Annotated in this window: 19 protein-coding genes and 1 pseudogene; 1 reads left to right on the plus strand and 19 read right to left on the minus strand. The window is 32.3% G+C overall.

Annotated elements, in window-relative coordinates; genetic code table 11:
• Positions 1-39 precede the first annotated feature (39 nt).
• The 15 genes from CPAL_RS01270 to CPAL_RS01340 all read right to left on the minus strand — a co-directional run bounded on the left by CPAL_RS01270 (position 40) and on the right by CPAL_RS01340 (position 14,913).
• Positions 40-1,575, minus strand: coding sequence for a methyl-accepting chemotaxis protein (locus CPAL_RS01270; protein WP_242862647.1), 1,536 nt, complete (start codon positions 1,573-1,575; stop codon positions 40-42).
• A gap of 76 nt (positions 1,576-1,651) precedes the next feature.
• Positions 1,652-2,653 carry a ketoacyl-ACP synthase III gene (locus CPAL_RS01275; protein WP_106023933.1) on the minus strand — a complete coding sequence of 334 codons (1,002 nt, stop codon included), beginning with the start codon at positions 2,651-2,653 and terminating at the stop codon, positions 1,652-1,654.
• Positions 2,654-2,873: 220 nt separating this feature from the next.
• Positions 2,874-3,638 carry a MerR family transcriptional regulator gene (locus tag CPAL_RS01280; protein WP_061858963.1) on the minus strand — a complete coding sequence of 255 codons (765 nt, stop codon included), beginning with the start codon at positions 3,636-3,638 and terminating at the stop codon, positions 2,874-2,876.
• A gap of 175 nt (positions 3,639-3,813) precedes the next feature.
• Entirely contained in the window at positions 3,814-5,004 is a 1,191-nt protein-coding gene (hydF, locus tag CPAL_RS01285; protein ID WP_061858962.1) for a [FeFe] hydrogenase H-cluster maturation GTPase HydF, read from the minus strand.
• Positions 5,005-5,012: 8 nt separating this feature from the next.
• Positions 5,013-6,392, minus strand: coding sequence for a [FeFe] hydrogenase H-cluster radical SAM maturase HydG (hydG, locus tag CPAL_RS01290; protein WP_106023934.1), 1,380 nt, complete (start codon positions 6,390-6,392; stop codon positions 5,013-5,015).
• A 1-nt stretch (position 6,393) separates the two neighbouring features.
• The gene (hydE, locus tag CPAL_RS01295; RefSeq protein WP_061858960.1) at positions 6,394-7,440 is read right to left on the minus strand and encodes a [FeFe] hydrogenase H-cluster radical SAM maturase HydE; all 1,047 of its coding nucleotides are present in this window, start codon (positions 7,438-7,440) and stop codon (positions 6,394-6,396) included.
• A 4-nt stretch (positions 7,441-7,444) separates the two neighbouring features.
• Entirely contained in the window at positions 7,445-7,696 is a 252-nt protein-coding gene (locus CPAL_RS01300; protein ID WP_061858959.1) for a TM1266 family iron-only hydrogenase system putative regulator, read from the minus strand.
• 347 nt (positions 7,697-8,043) lie between these two features.
• Positions 8,044-9,066, minus strand: a complete 1,023-nt coding sequence (locus CPAL_RS01305; protein ID WP_106023935.1) for a DUF4236 domain-containing protein — start codon at positions 9,064-9,066, stop codon at positions 8,044-8,046.
• A gap of 278 nt (positions 9,067-9,344) precedes the next feature.
• Positions 9,345-9,923 carry a TerD family protein gene (locus CPAL_RS01310; RefSeq protein ID WP_106023974.1) on the minus strand — a complete coding sequence of 193 codons (579 nt, stop codon included), beginning with the start codon at positions 9,921-9,923 and terminating at the stop codon, positions 9,345-9,347.
• A gap of 264 nt (positions 9,924-10,187) precedes the next feature.
• Positions 10,188-11,135, minus strand: a complete 948-nt coding sequence (gene trxB / locus CPAL_RS01315) for a thioredoxin-disulfide reductase (protein WP_106023936.1) — start codon at positions 11,133-11,135, stop codon at positions 10,188-10,190.
• Between the two features lie 54 nt (positions 11,136-11,189).
• A complete protein-coding gene (locus tag CPAL_RS01320) occupies positions 11,190-11,723 on the minus strand; it encodes a YeeE/YedE thiosulfate transporter family protein (protein WP_106023937.1) in 534 nt (177 codons plus the stop codon).
• Positions 11,724-11,734: 11 nt separating this feature from the next.
• A complete protein-coding gene (locus tag CPAL_RS01325) occupies positions 11,735-11,962 on the minus strand; it encodes a sulfurtransferase TusA family protein (protein WP_106023938.1) in 228 nt (75 codons plus the stop codon).
• Positions 11,963-12,022: 60 nt separating this feature from the next.
• Positions 12,023-12,679, minus strand: coding sequence for a YeeE/YedE thiosulfate transporter family protein (locus CPAL_RS01330; protein WP_106023939.1), 657 nt, complete (start codon positions 12,677-12,679; stop codon positions 12,023-12,025).
• A gap of 419 nt (positions 12,680-13,098) precedes the next feature.
• Positions 13,099-13,266 carry a zinc-ribbon domain-containing protein gene (locus tag CPAL_RS01335; RefSeq protein ID WP_106023940.1) on the minus strand — a complete coding sequence of 56 codons (168 nt, stop codon included), beginning with the start codon at positions 13,264-13,266 and terminating at the stop codon, positions 13,099-13,101.
• A gap of 168 nt (positions 13,267-13,434) precedes the next feature.
• Complete coding sequence (locus tag CPAL_RS01340) at positions 13,435-14,913, minus strand: DEAD/DEAH box helicase (protein ID WP_273092807.1); 1,479 nt, start codon at positions 14,911-14,913, stop codon at positions 13,435-13,437.
• Between the two features lie 161 nt (positions 14,914-15,074).
• On the opposite strand from CPAL_RS01340, the gene CPAL_RS01345 reads away from it, so the two are divergent.
• Positions 15,075-16,238 (plus strand): DEAD/DEAH box helicase, encoded by a 1,164-nt coding sequence (locus CPAL_RS01345; protein ID WP_106023941.1) that lies wholly within the window; start codon positions 15,075-15,077, stop codon positions 16,236-16,238.
• Positions 16,239-16,311: 73 nt separating this feature from the next.
• On the opposite strand, the gene CPAL_RS13810 is transcribed toward CPAL_RS01345, so the two are convergent.
• The 4 genes and pseudogenes from CPAL_RS13810 to CPAL_RS01360 all read right to left on the minus strand — a co-directional run bounded on the left by CPAL_RS13810 (position 16,312) and on the right by CPAL_RS01360 (position 22,659).
• On the minus strand, positions 16,312-16,464 hold the full coding sequence (locus CPAL_RS13810; protein ID WP_165815328.1) for an LDCC motif putative metal-binding protein: 153 nt from the start codon (positions 16,462-16,464) through the stop codon (positions 16,312-16,314).
• A gap of 114 nt (positions 16,465-16,578) precedes the next feature.
• Positions 16,579-18,261 (minus strand): annotated as a pseudogene (topB, locus tag CPAL_RS01350) (DNA topoisomerase III); the annotation flags it as partial.
• Positions 18,262-18,809: 548 nt separating this feature from the next.
• Positions 18,810-20,741 (minus strand): UvrD-helicase domain-containing protein, encoded by a 1,932-nt coding sequence (locus tag CPAL_RS01355; RefSeq protein ID WP_106023943.1) that lies wholly within the window; start codon positions 20,739-20,741, stop codon positions 18,810-18,812.
• A gap of 4 nt (positions 20,742-20,745) precedes the next feature.
• Positions 20,746-22,659, minus strand: a complete 1,914-nt coding sequence (locus CPAL_RS01360) for an ATP-dependent nuclease (protein WP_106023944.1) — start codon at positions 22,657-22,659, stop codon at positions 20,746-20,748.
• Positions 22,660-22,667: the final 8 nt, after the last annotated feature.

The raw sequence follows: 22,667 nt of genomic DNA on the forward strand, positions 1-22,667 counted from the left end.
TATAATTTTATATGTTTTATATATTTTTTATAATCTAATTTAGTCAATTAATTTACTCATTTCAATTGATGTATTCTTTAATTCTTGGGCACTAGTTGCTATTTCTTCACTTGTAGCAGCATGTTCGCTTACTGAATCAGTTACCATATTAAACATATTTATAGTGTTTTGCGTTTTTTCAACTACATCAGAATTAAAATTCACTATATTCTCTGTTTCTTTAAGTAAAGAATTCATTAATTCATTAACTTCATCTATATTTTTTCCCGATAGTTTTAAATCTTCAATCATCTTTATTACATTAGAAACGGTTTCATTTAAAAATCGATTTCCCACACTTATTTTGTCATTATTATTTTCCATTAACTTCTGAACTTGGTTTATTTCTTTTTTAAATTCGTTAACTATAGCACTTATATCATTTAACGAGTCTTTACTACTATCTGCAAGCCTGCTAACCTCACTAGCAACAACAGCAAATCCCTTACCTGCTTCACCAGCTCTTGCAGCTTCAATACTAGCATTTAACGCTAATAGATTTGTTTCTTCCGAGATACCGCTTATAACTGATAAAATTTCATCCATCTGTACTGACTTTTCCTCTAAAACTTTTGTAGCATTATAAGTTATTTCTATACTTTTTATTATACTTTCCATAATATCTAATACATTTCTTAAGGATTCTTCATTATTATTAGAAAGATTGACTAAATTTATAGAAACATCTTTGGTATCTTTCATTTTCGAAGATACAGTTTTGTTAATATTTAATAATTTCTGCAAACTTTCCTTACTTTTATATAACTTGTCCAACATTTCCGCTGCCTCTGCACTAATTTCTTGGCTATTACTGGCAATTTCTTCAATTGAACCAGTTTGTTCTTCAATCATAGCAGATAAGGAATTACTGGAATTTAATAATCTATTTGCAAACTCAGCTATTTGATTAAACAAGTTAGAAATCTTATCATTTTTCTCCTTAAGCACTCTTTCGTTGACTCCTACTTCTTTAAGGAGTCTGGATGAAAAGAATGTAAAAACAAAGATTCCAGTAAAAACAAGAGTTATAACTATACCTCTTATAATTAGTTCTCTTACAATCACCTCTTTATCTGGCCAAATTGAGGAATTAAAGTTAAATATAATAAGTTGACAAAAAATACTTATTACTATAGACAAAATATTCATTTTAACATCTAAAAATAATGCACCTAATATTATAAAGTAGAAAACACTTACCCATAGTTCTCTTGATGGAATCATTAATGTAATATACAAATAGTTAATATATGATATTATTAGTATAATTCGCTTAAGTTTATTTAGTTGCTTTGTCCAATTGTCATAACTTTTTACTGTTGATTTATGAATAAATTCAAATATCAATTCTTCTACTATCGCTAATCCTATGAATGTTCCAACATAACTCCATTTCACCTCGTCATATAAACCAAAAAACTTCATTAATGTAAATGTGACTGCTGCCACTAAAACACTAATCTTATAAATAATTAAAACAAATTTTAAAGTTCTTTTTTGATAATTATCTATAATGCTTAAATTATTATCCTCCAAGCATCTCATCTCCTTATTTAAAATCATATATGCTATGATTTTTTTATAATTTATTAGGTTTTATTTATCGACTCTCTTAACATTTGTATAGTAGTGCAGTCATTATATATCCGCCAGCCACTGAACAGAATACTAAAATATCATCTTTATTAAATTTCCCTACCTTTAGTTTATCGTCTAAAGCCATAATTGGACTTGCACATCCAGTATAACCATATTTATCACCAACAAATGTTGCTTTACTTAAAGAAGCTCCCAGCTTTTTTAATGTCAATTCTATATCTGTTTTAGAAAATTGAGACATAAAATAATGAGAAACATCTTTTGGCTCGTATGCATTCTCTTTTAATAAGTTAGTTATTAACTCTGTCCATTTGTCTGAAAGAAAACTAAAATCAAATGGGTTCCATTTCATTTTTTTATCATGTGCTTTAGTAGAGCTTGGAAGATTAGATAATCCACATGCAGGAAATCTAATGGTTGCATTATATGTATCGTCTGTAAATACCCTAGAACCTAATAGTCCTCTCTCTTCGTTTTCTTCTTTTACTTCTAATATAACAGCTGCAGCACCATCTGCAATACATGAATAGACAACCATATCATCTTCACGAGCAAAAGGACTTATTAGTAAAGATCCAACCACTAAAATTCTTTTATATTTCTTATCTGTTTTTAAATACTTTGATGCAATATCTATTGCTGTAAGCATACCTACACAGTCATTGTTTACATCGAATACATTAGTAACATTATCTGCTTTTAACTTATTTTTTAATATTAGTGCACAACATGGAGTTAAGTATTCTGGAGTATCAGAAGCTGCTATTATAGCATCAATATCCAATGATGTTAACCCAGCATTTGAAAGAGCAATTTTAGCAGCTTCCACCCCCATAGTTATACTATTTTCATTTTCCCCTGCTAGGGTCCTTAAATTTCTTCCAAGCTTTTTCATGAGTCCTACTACATGCTTTTCTAATCCATATTTTTTAAAATGATTAATATAGTGTTGATTATTAACTATTCTTTTAGGATGATAACTTCCTACTCCTCTTATGTAAACATTCTTAAACATAATTACCCCCCCATCGTTTACTTTTATAATATGTTTAAAATCTACCATTAACTTTTTAATATATGTTAACTAAAATACATTTCTATAATCGATATTATTTATTATCTACTTTATCAAATAAAAGTAATGTTATACATCTTTTACCATATACTATACTAACAAAAAGAGGTGCCATTATTTTGACACCTCGTATAATTAACTATAATATATGCTAGAAACATTATTTTTTCATTCCTGTATATATGAAAATAGCATCCCTTAAAAACTCTGCCATTCCTGGTTGTTCTTTATCATAGTATGCTTTAAATCTTTCGTCATCAACATACATCTGAGCCACACCAGCATGAGCTTCCTTGCTGTAGCTAGGCCAAGTATAACTCAACCACTGCTTGTGCAGGTGAGCAGCCTTTTGAGCAAGTTCCCCAGCCGGATCACCAGTTTCAAATGCTTCCTTTAAGGTTTCATTTAATAATACTTCTAGCTTTTTGAATTCCTCATATTGTTCCTCTGTCATGTTTAAGAATTTTGCATTTGATTTATCAACAGTATCATCGCCATACTTTTCTCGAATTTCTTTACCATACTTTTTCTCATTTTCATCTATCATCCTTTGCTTAAAACCTTCAAATTTTTCTTTATCACTCATTTCAATTCTCCCTTCTCTTAGAGCTATTGTCTTTTCCACATTAGCAATCAATAAATCTATCTGCTCTCTTTTTTTAAGGAGTTTTTCGCGGTGCTCTCTCAGTGCCTTTATTGAATCAAAGGAAGGCGAATTTAATATTTCCTTTATTTTATCTAAAGCTACACCTAACTCTCTATAAAATAGTATTTGCTGTAATTTATCTACTTCTGACTGTCCATAAATCCGATATCCAGATGAATTAATTCTTGCCGGCTTAAGAATTCCTATTTCATCATAATATCTAAGAGTTCTTGGACTAACACCTGCTAGCTTAGCTAGCTTTTGCACTGTATATTCCACGCGCTCACCTCCTTACAATATTACTCTACACCTTTACGCTACGTTAATGTCAATAGACTTTTTAAAAAATTAGCCACTAGCCATAATCACTAACCCATAAAATATGGATTAACAACTAAAGACTAGCGACTTTTCTTATACTTCATATAGTACCCAGCTTCTAGTACCTTGAGGTCTATATATCAAACACCTTTAGAGATCTAGGGAGAATTCCTGTAAGATATGCCAGTATCATTCCATAGTTTACTATCTTTACATTTTTCTCTTCGCACATATCTATTCTTGTTTGTACTGTCTTTTTGTTTACCATGCAGGCTCCACAATGAATTACTAGATCATATTTTTCAATATCCTCTGGAAAATCATGTCCCATTTTAAACTCATAGTTAAGCTCTTTTCCCACATGCTTATTTAATAATTTAGGGATTTTAACTCTTCCTATATCTTCATGAGAAGCATTATGAGTACAGCTTTCGGTTATAAGGATTTTTGAGTTTTCATCCAGTTCCTTTATTTTAGATATTCCCTCCATAAAGGCTTTTAAGTCTCCCTTTTGTTTTGCAAAGAGTATTGAAAAACTGGTTAACTTAATATCTTCAGGAACAATTTGGCTCACTTTTTTGAAAGCCTGAGAGTCCGTTATAACTAAATCCACATCCTTAATATCCTGCAGTGCAGATTCAAGCTCAGTATCCCTTACTACATAGCTTTTTATTCCATGATCTAAGCAGTCACGAATAAGCTGAACCTGCGGCAAGATAAGTCTTCCCTTTGGAGCTTCAGAGTCTATTGGTACTACCATAATTACTTTTCCATTGTATGGAACAATATCTCCTATTAAGGTTTCATCTTCCTCTTCATTTTGAAGTCTTTTTATTAACTCCTCTTTTAATTCAATTATATTTTTTTCTTCCTTAGCTGAAACAAAAACAGCATCCTTAAATTTTTCCTTTACAGAGTTTATTAAATTTTCATCTGCTTCATCTATTTTATTTACCACAACCATGTGAGGTATTTTATATTTTTTAAAGTTATTCACAGTTTCCTTGTAATTTTCTTCACATATGTCATTTATGTCCACAACATATATAGCAAAATCCGTTTTTTGAAGAGTTTTTAGGCTTCTTTTTATTCTAAGCTCTCCAAGCTCCCCATTATCATCAAGACCTGCTGTATCTATAAACAAAACAGGTCCAAATGGAATTAACTCCATAGCTTTGCTCACAGGATCAGTTGTAGTTCCTTTTATGGGAGATACTAATGAAATATCCTGTCCTACAATAGCATTTAATAAAGAAGATTTTCCTGAATTAGTTTTGCCATATATAGCTATGTGCTTTCTATTTGCATTAGGTGTGTTGTTCATATTTCCTCCTATAAATACAAATCTCTTTCTCCATTTTTTATTCTTTCTATATTTTTTCTTACCAAGTTTCTAACATCTTCTCTTTCAATCTTCTCTAACTCTTCTTTAATTAATGCTTCTCCTTTTTCATAAAGTTCTTCATCACTATAATCCATTAAAAATTCCATTAATGTCATAAGCGCATTTGGAGTACATACATTTTGAATCTGTCCTGTCTTTGCAAGGCTCATAAATCTATCCCCAGTTCTGCCCTTTCTATAGCAAGCAGTACAGTAGCTTGGTATATATTTATCAGAAATTAGTTCTTTTAAAATTTCTATAGGAGTTCTATGATCGGCAAGCTCAAATTGGTCTACATCCTTCTCACCATTTTCACGTTCTTTGTATCCACCTACACCTGTACTTGAACCAGCACTTATTTGAGAAACTCCATATCTTAAAAGCTCCCTTCTCATCTCTGCTGACTCTCTTGTAGACATTATAATGCCAGTAAAAGGTACAGCTATACGAGTAATAGCTACGATTTTCTTAAACATATCATCGCTAACTAAATAAGGAAACTTATTTAAATCATTTCCTTCAGCTTTTCTTAATCTAGGGAAGGATATTGTGTGGAATCCTACACCATATTTTTCTTCAAGGTGCTCATTATGAATCATTAGTCCTAAAACTTCAAACTTAGGATCTGCAAGTCCAAATAGAACCCCTCCACCTACGTCATTAATACCGCCTTCCATAGCTCTATCAAAGGCAGTTAAATGATATTCATAATCTCCTTTAATGCTGTTAGGATGCATTCTATCATAAGTTGGCTTATGATAGGTTTCTTGGAACAATATATAAGTTCCTATTTTAGCTTCCTTTAACTTTCTGTAGTTTTCAACAGTAGTTGCTGCTATATTTACATTTATTCTTCTTATGACTCCATTATCATTTTGAGTGCTGTATACTGCGTCTATAGCATCAAGTATATAATCAATAGGACAATTTTCAGGATCCTCTCCTGCCTCTAATGCCAGCCTTTTATGTCCCATCTTTTCAAGAATTTTAACTTCTTGTTGAATCTCTTCTCTTGTAAGCTTTCTTCTTGGAAATTTATTATTTTTCTTATAACCACAATAAACGCAGTTGTTAACACAGTAATCACTTACATAAAGAGGTGCAAACAAAACAATTCTGTTTCCATATATAGACTTTTTAATATCTCCTGCTATTTTATACATTTCCTTTAGTTGCTCTTCATCTTCTGTTTGAAGAAGAACTGCAATATCTCTATGAGATAACCCCTTCTTTTCTTTGGCTTTATCTAAAACCTTTTGTATATCTTCCTTAGTGGCACTTTTAGCCTCATCTAATAAATTTTCTATATACTCTTGATCTATAAACATATTATCTTCTCCTCCATAATTTATTGTCTCCTCGAGACATTTCAAGAACAAATCCTGCTCTCTTTATCCTTCCTTCTATGCACATTCTGCATTCAGCAGCTTCATCTCCTGTACATATTTTGCCGTCATATAGGGCGTATTTTTTTCTAACCTCTGTGGGAGATAGATTTGGCATTACCACATTGGCTCCAGCCTTTAATCCCTTTTCTCTTCCTAAAGGGTCTATGGTTCCAAGAGCCGTTGTAGCAGGCAAAAGAACCTCAGGCAAAAGTAATCTTACAATGGCAAGCATTATTACAGTTGTTTCTACTGTTCCCCTGCTTTCATTAGCAAGAGGAGTATCCTTTTGTGGTATAAATGGTCCTATTCCCACCATTTCTGGTTCTAGTTCCTTTAAAAACAAAAGGTCATTTACATAATCCTCATTACTTTGTCCGGGAAGTCCTACCATAAATCCAGCTCCTACTTGGTATCCAATATCTTTTAAATCTCTTAGACACCTTCTTCTATTTTCAAAGCTCATACCAGGATGAAGTTTTTCATAAAGCTCTTTTGTAGCTGTTTCATGTCTTAAAAGATACCTATCTGCTCCAGCATCATAATATCTTTTATAGGATTCATAGGATTTTTCTCCTATTGAAAGAGTTACAGCAGTATCTGGAAACCTATTTTTTATTTCTTTTATTATCTCTACAATCTTGTCATCTGTAAAAAAAGTATCCTCTCCACCTTGAAGAACGAAAGTTTTATATCCTAATCTATTTCCTTCTTCACAAGCACTTAAAATTTCTTCTAAAGATAATCTATACCTATCTGCATTTTTATTTAGTCCTCTAATGCCGCAATAAACACAATTATTTTTACAATAGTTAGTAAACTCAATAAGCCCCCTCGGATATACTTTATTTCCATAATGCTTCATTCTTGTTTCATGTGCCTTGCTTATTAAATAATCCACATCTTCTTTACTCATGCCTTCTAGTAATTTCAAAAGTTCTTCTCTATTTAAATTGTTTTGTTTATATAACTTATCAATTAGTTCTTTCATAGGTTTACAGCTCTTTCTTTGATATTGAAGTTTTAACTGTTACATGAGGAATGTTGCCTAGCTTGCCAGTAAGACTGTTTATTTCATTTAATTCTCCAACTACAGTAATACATATTACTGCTATACCTTCTTCCTGAAATGGAATCCCCATTCTCCCTTTAATAATTCCCTTAAAAGAAGATACTGTTTCATTAAATTCTTTTTGACAGTGATTAGGTTCTTCTAAAATAGCACTTATAACAGCAATTTTCTTCATTAAAAGTACTCCTTTCTTCTAAATAAAAATAAAAAAACTTTCCCCGAAAGGAAAGTTTAATTCTCTTAATAAGTAAAGCCTTAGAACTTCTAAAGTTATAACTTGTCTAAAAATTTTCCTTCCTTCCAGATTAGAATGTTCTTTTCTGTTAGGTATATGTTAATTCATGAACAAACAATTAAAGATTACTCTCTAAATGTTTGAACTTTGCTAAATATATTTTAATATTTTTAAGATATGCTTGTCAAGAAATTTGTTAAAATTTTAACTTATTTTTCTCCACCTTTTTTAATCCTATTGCCATCTGTTTTCCCTAATCTTTTTAGTAACCAATAATCAGCTCCATATTAAAAAAGGCCAAGCTTTTCTTGAATGTCTTGGTATTCTGGTTCTTGTGCAAATATGAATTCATAGTCTTTTTTTGCTTTTGCTTTCTCGCCAAGCTCCTCATACATTTGACCTCTTAAATATCTAATATCCAATATCAGCTCTTCTGGTCTATCTTTTTTCTTTCTAATAAGCTTTGATAGTTCCTCTACAGCTGCTGTTACTAAATCTAATCTATATAAGGCATAGCTTCTTAGATAAAGTATATTAGTATCTATAGGTGTGTCATTTTCTACATCCTTTGTAATCTCTACAATCTCCTTTAGTATTTGTGCAGTGGCTTCATCTGCAACTGCTACTAGATCTATTAAAGAAAGGCACACTATCTTGTCACTAGGATTGTCATTCCAAATTTCCTCTAAAATCTTTAGAGCCTTCTCATACTTTCCCTGATTTTGATAGGCTTCTACACAGCATAGAGCAAGTCCTCTTTTATCCAATCTTATAGGAGCCTCTATATAATCTGTCACCTCAAGAAGTATCTCAAGCTTATCATTTACCTTATTAGCAATTTTACCCAGACTGCTTATGGCTCCTCTGCACTTATCAAAATATCCTTCTGCTTCAGAGTATTTCTTCTCTCCTAAAGAAATAAATCCAGCCATAAAATAGCCATCGGTACTATTTGAATCTAAAAAGTTTTTCTTCGCAGTAAAGTTGTTTCCCTGAATAAAAGCAGTTAATCCACTGTTGAATTTTTTCTCTTCTGCGGACATAAACAGCTGAGAGAAGAACCCACTTTGAGTATTTGGCATGGACTGTCTATGGCTATTATTAGTGCTGGTATTTTTCTTACGAGTTCTTGACCTTGAAGTAGTATAATAAATTCCAGTTCCTGGTATGCTAAATGTAGTCCTTGTTCCCTTTCGTCCTATAGTATGCTTCATACCCTTAGGGCCTATAGATAGTGACGGACCAGATTTGCTTAAGTTTAATGATACTCCAGGCATTATTTTTATTCTTTTATAAAATCTAAATCCCATACCGACACCTCCTATTTCTTTTTAGTATATATTAAAGCAAAACCATATGGATTAGTATCTATTCCTATTATTCCATTATGTCTAGCATATATAACTTCTTTTTTAGGCAAGTCAAAAAAATATGTACTTCGCTCTCCCAATTTAAATCCTTATATAACAAATAGATTTCTCCCCGTCTTGAATTAAATGAGATAGAAATCTATTATTTTATCTGCTAAACATACTCAGCTTTAAATTTCATATATATGCACTGTACTGCTTTTCTATATTAGACCTAATTATACATTTAATCCATAATTTTTGCATAGTGCTTCTAGTCCACCTTCAAAACCTGATCCAATAGCATTAAATTTCCATTCCCCATTGTATCTATATATTTCACAAACAACTATAGCTGTTTCTATGCTAAAGTCTTCTCCTAAGTCATATCTCAATACTTCGCTTCCGTTGTTCTCGTCAACAACTCTTACATATGAATTAGAAACCTGTCCAAAATTTTGATTTCTCGCCTTAGCATCGTAAATAGTTACTGTAAAGGCTATTTTGTCTATATATTCAGGAATTTTTTGTAGATCTACTTTTATAACTTCATCATCTCCATCACCTTCACCAGTTCTGTTATCTCCCGTATGCTCAACTGAATTTGATGGATGTTTTAAATTATTATAGAATATGAAATCTTCATCATTCTCTACTCTTCCAGATTTACCAACCATAAATACGCTGGCATCTAAGTCAAAGTCATATCCTCCATCATATGCGTTTGTATCCCATCCTAATCCTACAGTAATCTTTGTTAAACTTGGATTTCCTTTTGTTAAATCAATTTTTTGTCCTTTCTTCAATACTATACTCATAGATAATTCTCCTCTCTTTTCCACGATCTTTTCTATATAAAATTCTACAAATACCAACGCAATTCCTTCTAATTTTATAAATAATTTCGTTACAATTATTGTACAAAGTAACATTTAGTTTTATGTAGTCATATCATGTCTATAAATATAAAGCGTAACTTAATCTTTCTCTATATTTCGTAGGTTTTTTAAATAAAATTTCCTTTTATATAAACAGGGCATATAAAATAATTATTTTATATGCCCTAAACCATCGTCCTAATCTTATCTTTCTCCAAACTTAGAAATATACTTTTCAACTACAACCCCAGCAATAGCTCCGTCGCCTACTGCTGTTGCTACCTGTCTTAGCACTTTTTCTCTTACATCTCCTACTGCAAAGACTCCTTTTATATTCGTTTCCATATTTTCATTAGTTAAAATATAGCCTTTTTCTGTTAGATTAATTTTACCCTGGAAAATTTCTGTATTGGGCTCATATCCAATAAATAGAAAACATCCATCTACAGGAACACTTGTAAATTCATTGTTTTTTAGATTTTTAAGTATAACTTTATTTAATCTCTCATCACCTTGAAAAGACTCCACTACCGTATTCCAAACAAACTGTATTTTTGGATTTTTCACAGCTTCATCTTGTGCTGCCTTATTAGCACGCATAGTTCCTTCATCTTTTCTAGCCGATATAATAACTTTTTTTGCAAACTTAGTTAGGAATATTCCTTCCTCAATGGCAGAATCTCCGCTTCCTACAATCATAACAGTTTTATCTGTATAAAATTCAGCATCGCAGGTAGCACAGAAGGAAATACCTTTATCATATAGGAAGTTTTGTTCATTTACGGCCTCTGTAAGCCTTGGTTTTCCTCCTGTAGATATGATTACAGCCTTTGCATGGTATATTATTCTAAAGGTTTCTACTAATTTATCTTCTCCTTCAAAGTCAACGCTTTTAACATCTGTAAGCTTGAATTTTACTCCAAAACCTTTAGCCTGTTTATGGAAAAGATTCATAAGTTCTGTTCCAGATATTCCTTCTGGAAAGCCAGGATAGTTTGCTACCTCGCTTGTATAAGTAGCTAACCCCCCTACTAAAGACTTTTCTATTAAAATGGTTTTTAATTTTGCCCTACCGCAGTAAATTGCTGATGTTAGACCAGCAGGCCCTCCTCCTATTATCACAACATCATAGTATTCATGTTTCTTCTCCATAAAATACCTCCTATAATCTGAAAAATAATGGTGGCACAGAGCCACCATATATTTTTAAATAAAGTATTTAACTAATAACTTGCTTCCAATCCAAGCTCCTATGAATATAAACACCATATACACCCATCCGTGTAATGACATGGATGCCATTCCACTGAATAGCGCTCCTATATTACACCCAAAAGCTATTCTTGCTCCATAGCCCATTAAAAGTCCACCAAGAATTGCTGCAACAACCTGTTTCATTGATTTTATTTTCTTTATCTTAAATTGTGATGCAAGAAGAGTTGCTAAAAATGCACCTGCTATAATTCCTATATTAGATATAGAATGACCATTATTTAAAAATCCGCCTGCAAGACCAGCAGCATGACCCTTTTGTTGAAAATAGAACCAACTTTCTGGATGCCCACCAAGCGCCTTATATATCCAAGCTCCCCAGTAAGAAAATGGCGTTGTTACACCCCAAGCACTTCCTGAAGAAGCTAGCATTGCAACATTTAGAAGCCCTAATATTACAGCTCCCGTAGTATATGTCCAAGGGTCCTTTAAAAATTTTTTATAAAATACGTTCTTTTTTATATCCAATAGATTCACCTCTATTTCATCTTCTCAATGTATATTTCCCATTCACCATCGCCAACTTCTTCTATTTCCACGTTATGTCCTTCTTTTCTTGCCCACTCTGGTACGTTTTTCATAGCACAGCTGTGGTCTATTTCAACTACAAGTACCTCTCCAATTTTTAAATCTTCCATTTTCTTTTGAGTTCTTATTAGAGGTACTGGGCATGCTTCTCCTAAACAATCTAATCTATATTCTTTCATTATAAATTCCTCCTAAATTTTTAATACTGGTTAAGTTTTAAATTTATGTTGATTTTTACTTTAATTGGTTTTTCTATTTCCAAACCAGTCTGCTAAGATATAAAGTCCTAATAAAAGTCCAAATTGTAGAATAATTGCTGGCATCCAACCTATAACATCTGGTAAAAATATACCTTTCTTTGGCATGAAGTTTTTTGACCACCACCCAAAGTTATTCGCTCCCCATAGAGAACCTATTATAAAGAATACTAATGAAAGTATTTGCATTAAAAATCCTTCTCCAACTCTCATTAAAGTTCCTGATGCACATCCTCCTGCAATAACCATACCTATGCCAAACATTACAGCTCCTATAGCTGTATGTACTCCTACTGGTGATACATTCCCTGGTATTGCTTCTCCTCTAGATGCAGCTGCAAATTGTAGAGCTGCAAATCCAACTGTGGCAACTGCTATTGCTGTTATAACTGCCTTAGTTAAAGATGTACTTCCTGTTAAAACAGGGTCTCTCAGCGATGCAGTAAAGCAAAATCTTGATCTTTGCAGTGTGAAACCTAAGGCTACCCCAAACACCCACATAAGTGCTGTTTTTGGCGAATTGTTTGCCATAAAGAATCCTACTCCAATTATTGCAATAAAAAATGCTATTCCAAAAGGTATTTGATTTATCCTTTTCTTTTTAGTCTTTCTGATTTTTGATGTCTGAATTTCAGCCATAACTTCACCTCCGAATATTTCCTAGTATTCTTATATGTTTTATGTATATAATTTTATTATATAATCTTAAATTTGTCTATAGTTTTTTGAAAAAAATATAATTTCTGTCGATTTAGTAGGAGTTATTTCTAGTGGAGGCGCGGAGGCACTAAAGTGCAGTGGAGAAGTGGAAAATTAAAACAAGTTTAAAGCGGAACGTGTAAATAGCACAACATCCTTCACTTTACACTTTCAACTATACACTTTACACCAAGAAAAAGGGAAATAAAGATGCTAGGCACATCAGATATCAAATTTCTCCACTCCTCCAATTCTCCACTAAGAATTTTGCGTTACAAAATTCTTATGTTGTTTTTTATTTTCAAAAAATAAAAAACTCCTATAAGAACGAGTCCTTATAGGAGTAATAGTAGCTTATACTATCTTCTGAATCCTCTATTGTTGTTTTGTTGCTTTCTTGCTTTTCTGCATTCTGGACATCTTTGAGGTTCATTTTCGAATCCTTTTTCTTTGTAGAAAGCTTGCTCGCCTTCAGTGAATACGAATTCTTTTCCACAATCTTTACATACTAAATTCTTATCTGCCATTTCAACATTCCTCCTTTTTAGAAATTAAGATTTAAAACTGATCTCCATTACATTCCTAAAAAGGGAAATGGTATTAATCGTATTAAATCCTGCACTGCACATTACTGGAATCTCAGTACTTTTTAAGTGTAACACACTTCTAATAAACATGCAATAGCATAATCCACATTATTTTTCAGCTCTTTCAACTTTAACTTTCTTACCTTTAATGCTTACATTTTGAAGTTCTTTCAAAACTTTTCCACCCTTTTTATTTAGTATATCCACATAAGTGAAATTAGGCTGAACATCTATAATACCAACATCATCAGCTGAAATTCCTTCAATACTTGTAACTGCTCCCACAATATCTCCTGGACGTATCTTCTTTTTCTTTCCTGCATTTATATGAAGTTTTGTAATGTCCTTACTTAGTCTAGCACTTTTATCACTCTTTAACTTAGGCTTAGTCTTAGACTTATCCTTAAAAAGTTTTTTTCCTTCTTCAACCTCTTCTTCCGTTGGAAACTTCCCCCTAGCTATTTTATATCCTATATATTTTTCAATTTCATTTAACAATCTTACTTCTTTAGGAGATACAAAAGTTAAAGCTTTCCCTTTAGTACCAGCACGCCCCGTTCTTCCAATTCTATGAACATAACTATCTGTTTCTACTGGAGTATCGTAATTTATAACATGAGTTATATTTTCTATATGAATTCCTCTAGCCGCTAGATCTGTGGCAACTAAAAATTTAAATTCTCCTCTTTTGAATCTCTGCATAATATCTAATCTATCCTTTTGTTCCATGCCGCCGTGAAGCTTATGGCAAGAGTATCCTTTCTTCCTCATTCTGTATTCTACATCATCCACAACTTCTTTAGTTCCACAAAATATAATACAGCTTTCTGGTCTTTCAGTATAAATTATATTGTTTAAAATCTTAAATTTTTCGCTTTCATCTACTTCATAGTAAACTTGTTCTATTCTTTCTGATGCATTGCTTTTGGAATTTATCTCTATCATTTTGGGATTAGTCATATGTTTTTCACAAAGCTCTTTAATCTTATCATCTATAGTTGCAGAAAACAGCATAGTCACTCTATTAGTTGGAAGCTTTTTTACTATAACCTCAACCTGATCAATAAATCCCATATTCAGCATTTTATCCGCTTCGTCTATGACAAGGTACTTTATTTTACTTATATCTAAGCTGCCTTTTTCTATATGATCAAAGGTTCTACCCGGTGTTCCAACAACTACATGAACCCTTTGTTTTAACTCTCTTACCTGCATATCCATTGGTTGTTTACCAAAGATGGCTGAAACTCTAATCCTCTTTAGCCTGCCTATATTCGAAATTTCTTCCTTGATTTGCAGTGCTAATTCTCTAGTAGGAGTCAAAATTAAAGCTTGCGGACTTCTCTCTTCTATTTCTATGTTTTCACAAAGTGGAATTCCAAAAGCTGCTGTTTTACCGCTCCCTGTTTCTGATTTTACTATAATATCCTCATTATTAAGAACAAGAGGTAATACTTCTTCTTGCACTTCTGAAGGTTTACTATATCCTAATACCTCTAATGCTTCTAATATTTCTTTGCTTAATTTAAATTTTTTAAACTCTTTTGTCTCCATAATCACTAACCTCATATCTTTTAGTTTAATCATAATTATTTTATCCCAATTCTTATATAACTTTTCATCAAAAGCCATCAACTTAGCTTTTTATATATTAACAGACTTTTCATAGGAATACAAAGAACTGGTTTGACAAAAATATATACTAAGTATAAAATTAAGCAGATATAAATAAAAAGGAGACATTACATATGACATCATTTCATGAATTAGGATTAAACTCAAATTTAATAGAAGGATTAAAAAAGGAAGGAATAGAAAATCCTACATCTATACAAGAAAAGGCAATACCCTTATCACTAGAAAACAAGGATATAATAGGCCAATCTGAAACAGGAAGCGGAAAGACATTAGCCTACCTACTTCCTATATTCCAAAAGATAGATGCTTCTAAACGTGAAATGCAAGCTATAATATTAGCTCCAACTCACGAACTTGCAGTTCAAATACATAGACAAGTTCAATCTCTATCACTAAACTCTGGTGTTCCTGTAACTTCTACTCCTATAATTGGAGAAGCTAATATAAAGAGACAAATAGAAAAGCTTAAAGAAAAGCCCCATATTATTGTAGGTTCTAGTGGAAGAATATTAAAGCTTATAAAGGATAGAAAAATAAGTGCTCATACCATTAAAACCATAGTTATAGATGAAGGAGATAAACTTCTCGATGATAAAAATTTAGGTACTGTAAAAGATGTTATCAAAACAACTATGAAAGATAGACAGCTTATGCTCTTTTCAGCTACTATAAATGAAAAAACTTTAGCCGCAGCAAAAAATCTAATGAAAAATCCTGAGATAATAAAAATTGAAAATAAGGAAACAGTTAATCCAAACATAGCTCACATGTACATTTTATCAGAGCAAAGAGGTAAAATTGAAACTTTAAGGAAATTAATAAATACCATAAATCCAAAGAAATCTATTGTATTTATAAATAAAAGCGAAGAAATTGATATCATTACCTCAAAACTTAAATATCATAAACTTAAAGCTGACGGTATTTATGGTTCTGCAGTAAAAAAAGAACGTCAAAAGGCCTTAGAAGAATTTAAAAAAGGGAAAGTTCAGCTTTTAGTAGCTTCAGATTTAGCCGCTAGAGGCCTTGACATAAAAGATATTACTCATATTTTTAACTTAGACTTGCCTGAAAATCCAAAAGAATATCTTCACAGGGTTGGAAGAACTGGAAGATCAGGAAAAGAAGGGACAGCAATTTCAATAGTTACAAAAAAAGAACTTGCACTAATTAATAAGTATAAAAAGATATTTAATATAAAAATAGAAGAGAAAGACGTATATAAAGGTAAAATTGTAGCTCCTGTTGTTAGAAAAAATAAGTTTAAAGCATAAAGAATAGAATAAGTAAAAAGAAGTCTGCATTTAAGTATAATCAGACTTCTTTTTATAAAACTTTTTAAACTAGCTATTTATTTTGAGTATTAGCACCCTTATTCCCATCATTAGGCTTATTTAATCCGCAGCAATCTAGTTTGCTAGTGTTTCCAAAGGTCTTTTCATTTTCCTTTGCGATTTTTTCTATGCTCTTTTTAAAATAATTTTTTATAAAGTTTTTCATTATACATTGCCTCCTAATAAAAGTAAGACCTTGAATATATTATAGTAAATCCTTATGAAGATTTTATGAAGATCTATTATAATATCTTAATTCTCTAGTATGGCCTTAAGCAATTTATTTTAAATTCAACTTAGCCAAAGCCTCTGCAAGTGCGGAATTAAATGGTTCATCATTCTCCTTTTCCTGCTGTTTTAAATATTTCTGAACCTCTCTCTTTGATACTTTATTGCTCTCATTCTTCTTTCTTTCGTTAAAGGCAGAAAGTTTTTCCCTATATCCGCAGCTGCATACAAAGATTTGACCTTCACCTTCTCCACGAAGCTCTAGTCTCTTATGACATTCAGGACACCTTGCATTGGTTATTTTAGAAACTCCCTTCCTATAACCACATTCCCTGTCTTGACATATGAGCATCTTTCCCTTCTTGCCCTTTACCTCAAGCATATACTTTCCGCACTGTGGGCATTTTGTTCTTGTAAGGTTATCATGTCTAAACTTTTCCTCACTTTGCTTTATTTCTATAACCGTACTTTTTGCATATTCTCTCATATTCTCAATAAACTTTTCTTTATCAAGTTTACCCTTTGATATAGCATTCAGCTTTTGTTCCCATTCCGCAGTTAGCTCTGGTGATTTTAAATCTTCCGGTACTAAGTCTAGTAGCTGCTTTCCTTTTGAAGTTATTAATATATTCTTGCCATTCTTTTCTATCAAAAATGTATTAAATAGCTTTTCTATAATATCTGCCCTTGTAGCTACAGTTCCAAGCCCTCCTGTTTCTCCAAGAGTTCTTCTTGAAGCTTCACTTTCAATCTGCATATACTTTGCTGGATTTTCCATAGCTGATAAAAGTGCAGCTTCATTGAAAGGAGCTGGAGGCTTAGTTTCCCCTTTTGTTTCAATTATATCATTTATCTTTAGAATATCTCCTTTATTTATATCAGGCAGCATCTGCTCTTTAATATCATCCTCATACTCATCTTCAAAGTTATTTTCATAAACTTCCTTCCATCCTAAAGAAGTTACGATTTTCCCCTTTGCAATAAAATTCTCTTCTCCTATTTTAGCTAAAATGCTGGTTTGTATATACTCAAAAGGAGGATATAATACTGCTAAGAAGCGTTTAACTACTAAATCATATATCTTTCTTTCCTTATCATTTAATGAATTTAAAGAAACTTTCTGCTCTGTTGGTATAATAGCATGGTGATCTGACACTTTACTATTATCTACAAAAGATTTATTTCCCTTTATAGGTGTCCTTAAAACTTTGGATGCTATCCTTGAATAAGGCCCAACACCGCAAGCTTTAACCCTATCTTTTAAAGTATCTACTATGTCTGAAGATAAATATCTTGAATCTGTTCTTGGATAGGTTAGCACTTTATGATGTTCATATAATTTCTGCATTATGGATAGAGTTTCTTTTGCTGAATAATTAAATATCTTGTTAGCATCCCTTTGAAGCTCCGTCAAATCATAAAGCTTTGGCGAAAAGGCCTTTTTATTCACCTTTTTTACCTCTACAACCTCTGCATTTTTTCCTTTTATAGAAGTTATTATTTTGCTGCATTTATCTCTATTAAAGGTTCTAATATCTTTGGCTTTACTATCCTGCCATACTAGTTTAAATTTATCTGATACAGCAGTTACACCATAATAGGTTTTTGGTTTAAAATTTTTTATATCCTCTTCTCTTTTAGCAATGATAGCAAGAGTTGGAGTTTGAACTCTTCCACAAGAGAGCTGAGCATTATATTTGCAGGTTAATGCACGAGTTGCATTAATTCCAGATAATTAAGTACCTATTTATGCTTTAATAAAACTCAGTAAGCGTTTTATATCAATGCAGTTTAAGTTTTATAAAATTATTTTTTCATAAAACATAATTAATACTATTAAGATACATAAAGTAGTAAAAATAGTTAATACATATAAGTAAATCTATCATTTTGCTTTACTTTTCTCTATGCACCACGCATTGAAGATTAAAAGTTTATTTAAATATTATCGTTATAGTAGTCATATTATTCGTAATTTTCTTCAAATGATATGATGTTTTTGTTTTGTTTAAATTTTAGTAAAACCAGCTGATGATTCCACTTTTTAAAGTTAATTGTATCTTCAATTATAAAGCAATACTACAGTCTGTTAACCATAAGTGACTACTAAGTAAATCAACTACTCTATCAATATTTCCGGCATATTTATTCTAATATTCTTCATGTTATATGGATAATGGGAAGTTTAGCTTTCATGAAGATACAGTAGATAATAAACTTAATGGAAAACTCAAATAAGACCTAGCAAGTTTTAGATGATGCTATTTATGTATTGGGGACTAGCTATTCCACTATTCGCAAATTCCATCCTATTTTTTTTAATTTGTCTTGTGTATTTTCATCTACAAAATCCAATGGAATCGCTAAGCATAATAATGCTCTTGCCCGTGTCATTGCTACATATTGGCATTTCAAACGATTCTGGTTGGATCCAATTGATTTTGGAGGTGTATTACACAGATACTTAAGAATAGCCTTCAGATTATGTGATTTTGAATATGTCTCAAGAACTAGCGTCGCTAAATGTGTTCTTCCTTTTACCGAATGAATACTTCCAAATTCTAAATCAACGCTTCGTTCTGTTTCACTATTATAAAAAACATAATGGTTAGGCAACACTTTGTCAGAAGTATTCCCCTTACTTTCTGTATTCTCATCATCTGACCATGCCAAGAATTTTTGTACATTTTGATTTGCAGTTAAATTAAACAGTTTTAATATTTTTAAAAACATTTCTGATATGTTCTTCCAATTTTCTTCTGACAAAACATCTATGGAAGTCAATTCTGCCATTAGCTTTCTGAAAATCATTTGTTTATCCTCTGGCAACAGTTTAATTATTGAACGAAAAGTACTGTTTGTTGCAAAAACAAAGTTTTCCTTTTGGGCTTTATTAAGAAGTCGACGAATCCCCTTGGAAATCCACTCTACCTGTCCAGATGTTTCTCCAGTCTCTAAGAATTCACCAACCCCTTTTCTGAAATAGCCTAGCATATTTCTAGGAGTAATACTTTTGTTTGCTTTCTTAGCTTCATAGCAAGGCCAATAATCATATATTCCTTTTGGAAAATGCCTTTCATGAGTATCCTCCTTTTTATCATGAACCATTCCAATAACATGACAACCAACTTTTCTATACTTTAACAACTCATCATCGGAAAATGTATTTAAGATAAGTTGTCCAAATTCATCTATCACTTGCCATGCCTTGTCCTTAGAAAATAAATATAGAGTATGACATTCTCCTCTTTCCGAAAATTCATTATCAGTGCCTTTCATTTGCTCTGACGATATGGCTACGGTATTTGCCAAAACAGCAATTCTATGATCAAACCTTCGACTTTCACTTAATACTAAAGGATTCTCTCTAGGGAATTCTGGCTTGTCGACAACCTCGTTTATATAATTGTAAATAGCTTGGTTACTATCACCAAATCCTTGACGTATGGTTAAACTTCCATCCGCAGGAAATGCTTTATGAAGCAACTCCCATTGAAAAGAATTAGTGTCTTGTGCTTCATCTATGAACACAATTGGAAAGCGTCGCTGTATACCAACAGCAAAAGAATCGCATTCATCCAAAGCTTGTTTGGCATATAGTAACATCTCGTCAAATGTAAAGTTTCCATTATTCTGAGATTTCTGTATCACTGTCAAAAGCTTTTCACGTGTGTCTCCCTGCTTATCCCAATCAATACATCCAATACTTCCTTGATAACTACATATTTTTTCATCTTTATATTGTCGCGTCAAATATGCTCTTATATTATTTGGAATCATATTCCAGCGTGAATTTATTACGATATCTGAATCAATAATATTTAAATTCAGGCCTTTTGAATGCAGCCACGGCAATGATACATATGTGTCAAAAAAAGAGTGCAGAGTTCCAATAAAATGTGGGTACATAAGGAGTTTCTTACCAACATCAGTATTCCCTAATTTTTCTTCAATTTCTTCACGCGCAACATTGGTATGTGATAAGACACATATACCAGAATTAGCATACGGCCATTTCTTTGCCAATATCGCTAACTTTGCAACTAAAGTTGTCGTCTTCCCACTACCTGGAAAAGCCTGTATATCTGTAGATTCCAAGTTCTTGATTATGCTTATTCTGGCATCATCAAAGTGCAGATCACACCCCATAATCGATTCAACCCACGTTATATCTTCATCACTAATAATTATATCTTCTAATCTCTCAATCCCCATAACATCACCCCTTGGTAACGTATTCTATAGCATCCAATAGGTACTTTGGCAATATTTCTTTTAAGTCATCACCTTTATTTGAAAAGGATTCTTCGAGTTCAAATGCCAGTTGCTGAGCAAAATCAGCTTTTGATGCTTTTTTCTTTGTAAAAAAGCTATAAAAGTGTGATGCTTTTTCTTCTATCGTTCCTAAAGCCTCAATAGTATCTTTTACTTCTTTTGTTTTGTCAGTCCAATTTTGTCTAGCATAACTTACCTTTACTAATGAATCTATTAATATAGCCTGCATATCATTATGCTTCAATCCTACAAAAGCCAAATCATATTCCAGTGTCCAATAGTCAGAGACAAATGTCTTAACTTGTTGTCCATCTGCTTTTTGTCTGATGCCTTCTTCATGCTTCAGTGCTTCTTCATCTGTAAAATCAGCCTCAGCTCTCCAGTTGCGAGCTGATTTCTCGGGCCATGAAGTTTTATCTAATGAATACTTGTTATCAATACAAATCCCTGGAGCACAGTTTGGCATCACATCACGATCAGTAACACACGCTACCTTGATATTCAGCTGATTCTGATTATCGGAACGTTGAAAAATTCTAGCATAACGCCGCAACCCGGTGCTTCTCACATCAACCAGTGATGTTCCAAAATCGGTTAAACTGTATCCAATTAACTTTGCCAAAGTAGGTAATAATAATGCTTCGCCTGGTCCCTCTACAATAATGACGCTACGTGCAAAAAACAGATTTGCCTTAGTCGCGTCTAGATATTTTTCCAAAAACTTGTAATCATCATTTTCCAACTGAGTATATTTGTCCGCTAAAGGATATACATTTCCTTCTTTAACTATCACAATATTCGATAATTTCACTACAGAAGTCAATAAAGGAGAATGCGTTGTGATAATAATCTGCTGATGTTTTTTCTCCGATTCGGTTTCTAGTGACTGAATTAATTTTAACTGTCGTTGGGCATGAATATGTGCTTCTGGTTCTTCAATAAGTAAGAACGATGATCTTTTTATTATCTCTGCCTCTTTATGAAGAAGCAGTTCACAAGCCATACTCATAATATTACTTGTACCCAATCCAGCTTTCCCTTGCATAGCACTCGCATTTTTATCTACGGCCAAATCAAGTTTTTCTAACAAAGATATTGTTTTTTGAATATCCCTACTATTGGCTCCTGCTACCGCTAACCGCGTTTGGACCGTATCTTTTTTCAGTAGCATTTGCTCACTCAATATCTTAGTCATATCCTCATTAATTGATTTAAGAGCTGGATGAGAAGCTAACAAATCATTTGATAGATTTGCTATACCTATTAATGATAAATTTTGTAAATCCATTCCCTCTTGATACTCATCTTCACCTTGATTTAAATTAGAAACATTTTGCATAATTTGTGATAAACGTGAATGATGTCCAGATTGCATATCACTATAGGCATCTCGTAAAGCTCTCAAGTAAGTAATGCGAAGTAATTCCTTAGCCTCAGCTGATGGTGATGGTCCATTACTAACTTTCCCTGTTGAAAGTGTAGAAACCGACCTTGGTGGCTTAAATGCTGATAAATATCTACATTTCCAATGTAAATATAAGAACGCAACCTTCTTTTCATTTTGTTCCTCATAAGTTAAACATTCCAGGAATGCAGCCTGCTCGTCTTCCGTTAAATCAGAAAATTTACAAATAATGCTAATTTCCAAAGAGGTATCTTCGTTGTAAAAATCATCTATTTCTATACGATTCCATCCAAAATCTGTAGTGCCTAAAACAATACGAATTGCATCCATAATAGCAGATTTTCCCGAATCATTTTCACCAACCAGAACAGTGAGTCCTGGATTAAAGCAGATTGAATGCTCTGTTCCATCAAAGCACCTAAAATTACTTATCCTTAATTCAGATAGAAACATTATACTAT

The organism is Clostridium thermopalmarium DSM 5974 (assembly GCF_002995795.1).
Lineage (GTDB): Bacteria > Bacillota > Clostridia > Clostridiales > Clostridiaceae > Clostridium_H > Clostridium_H thermopalmarium.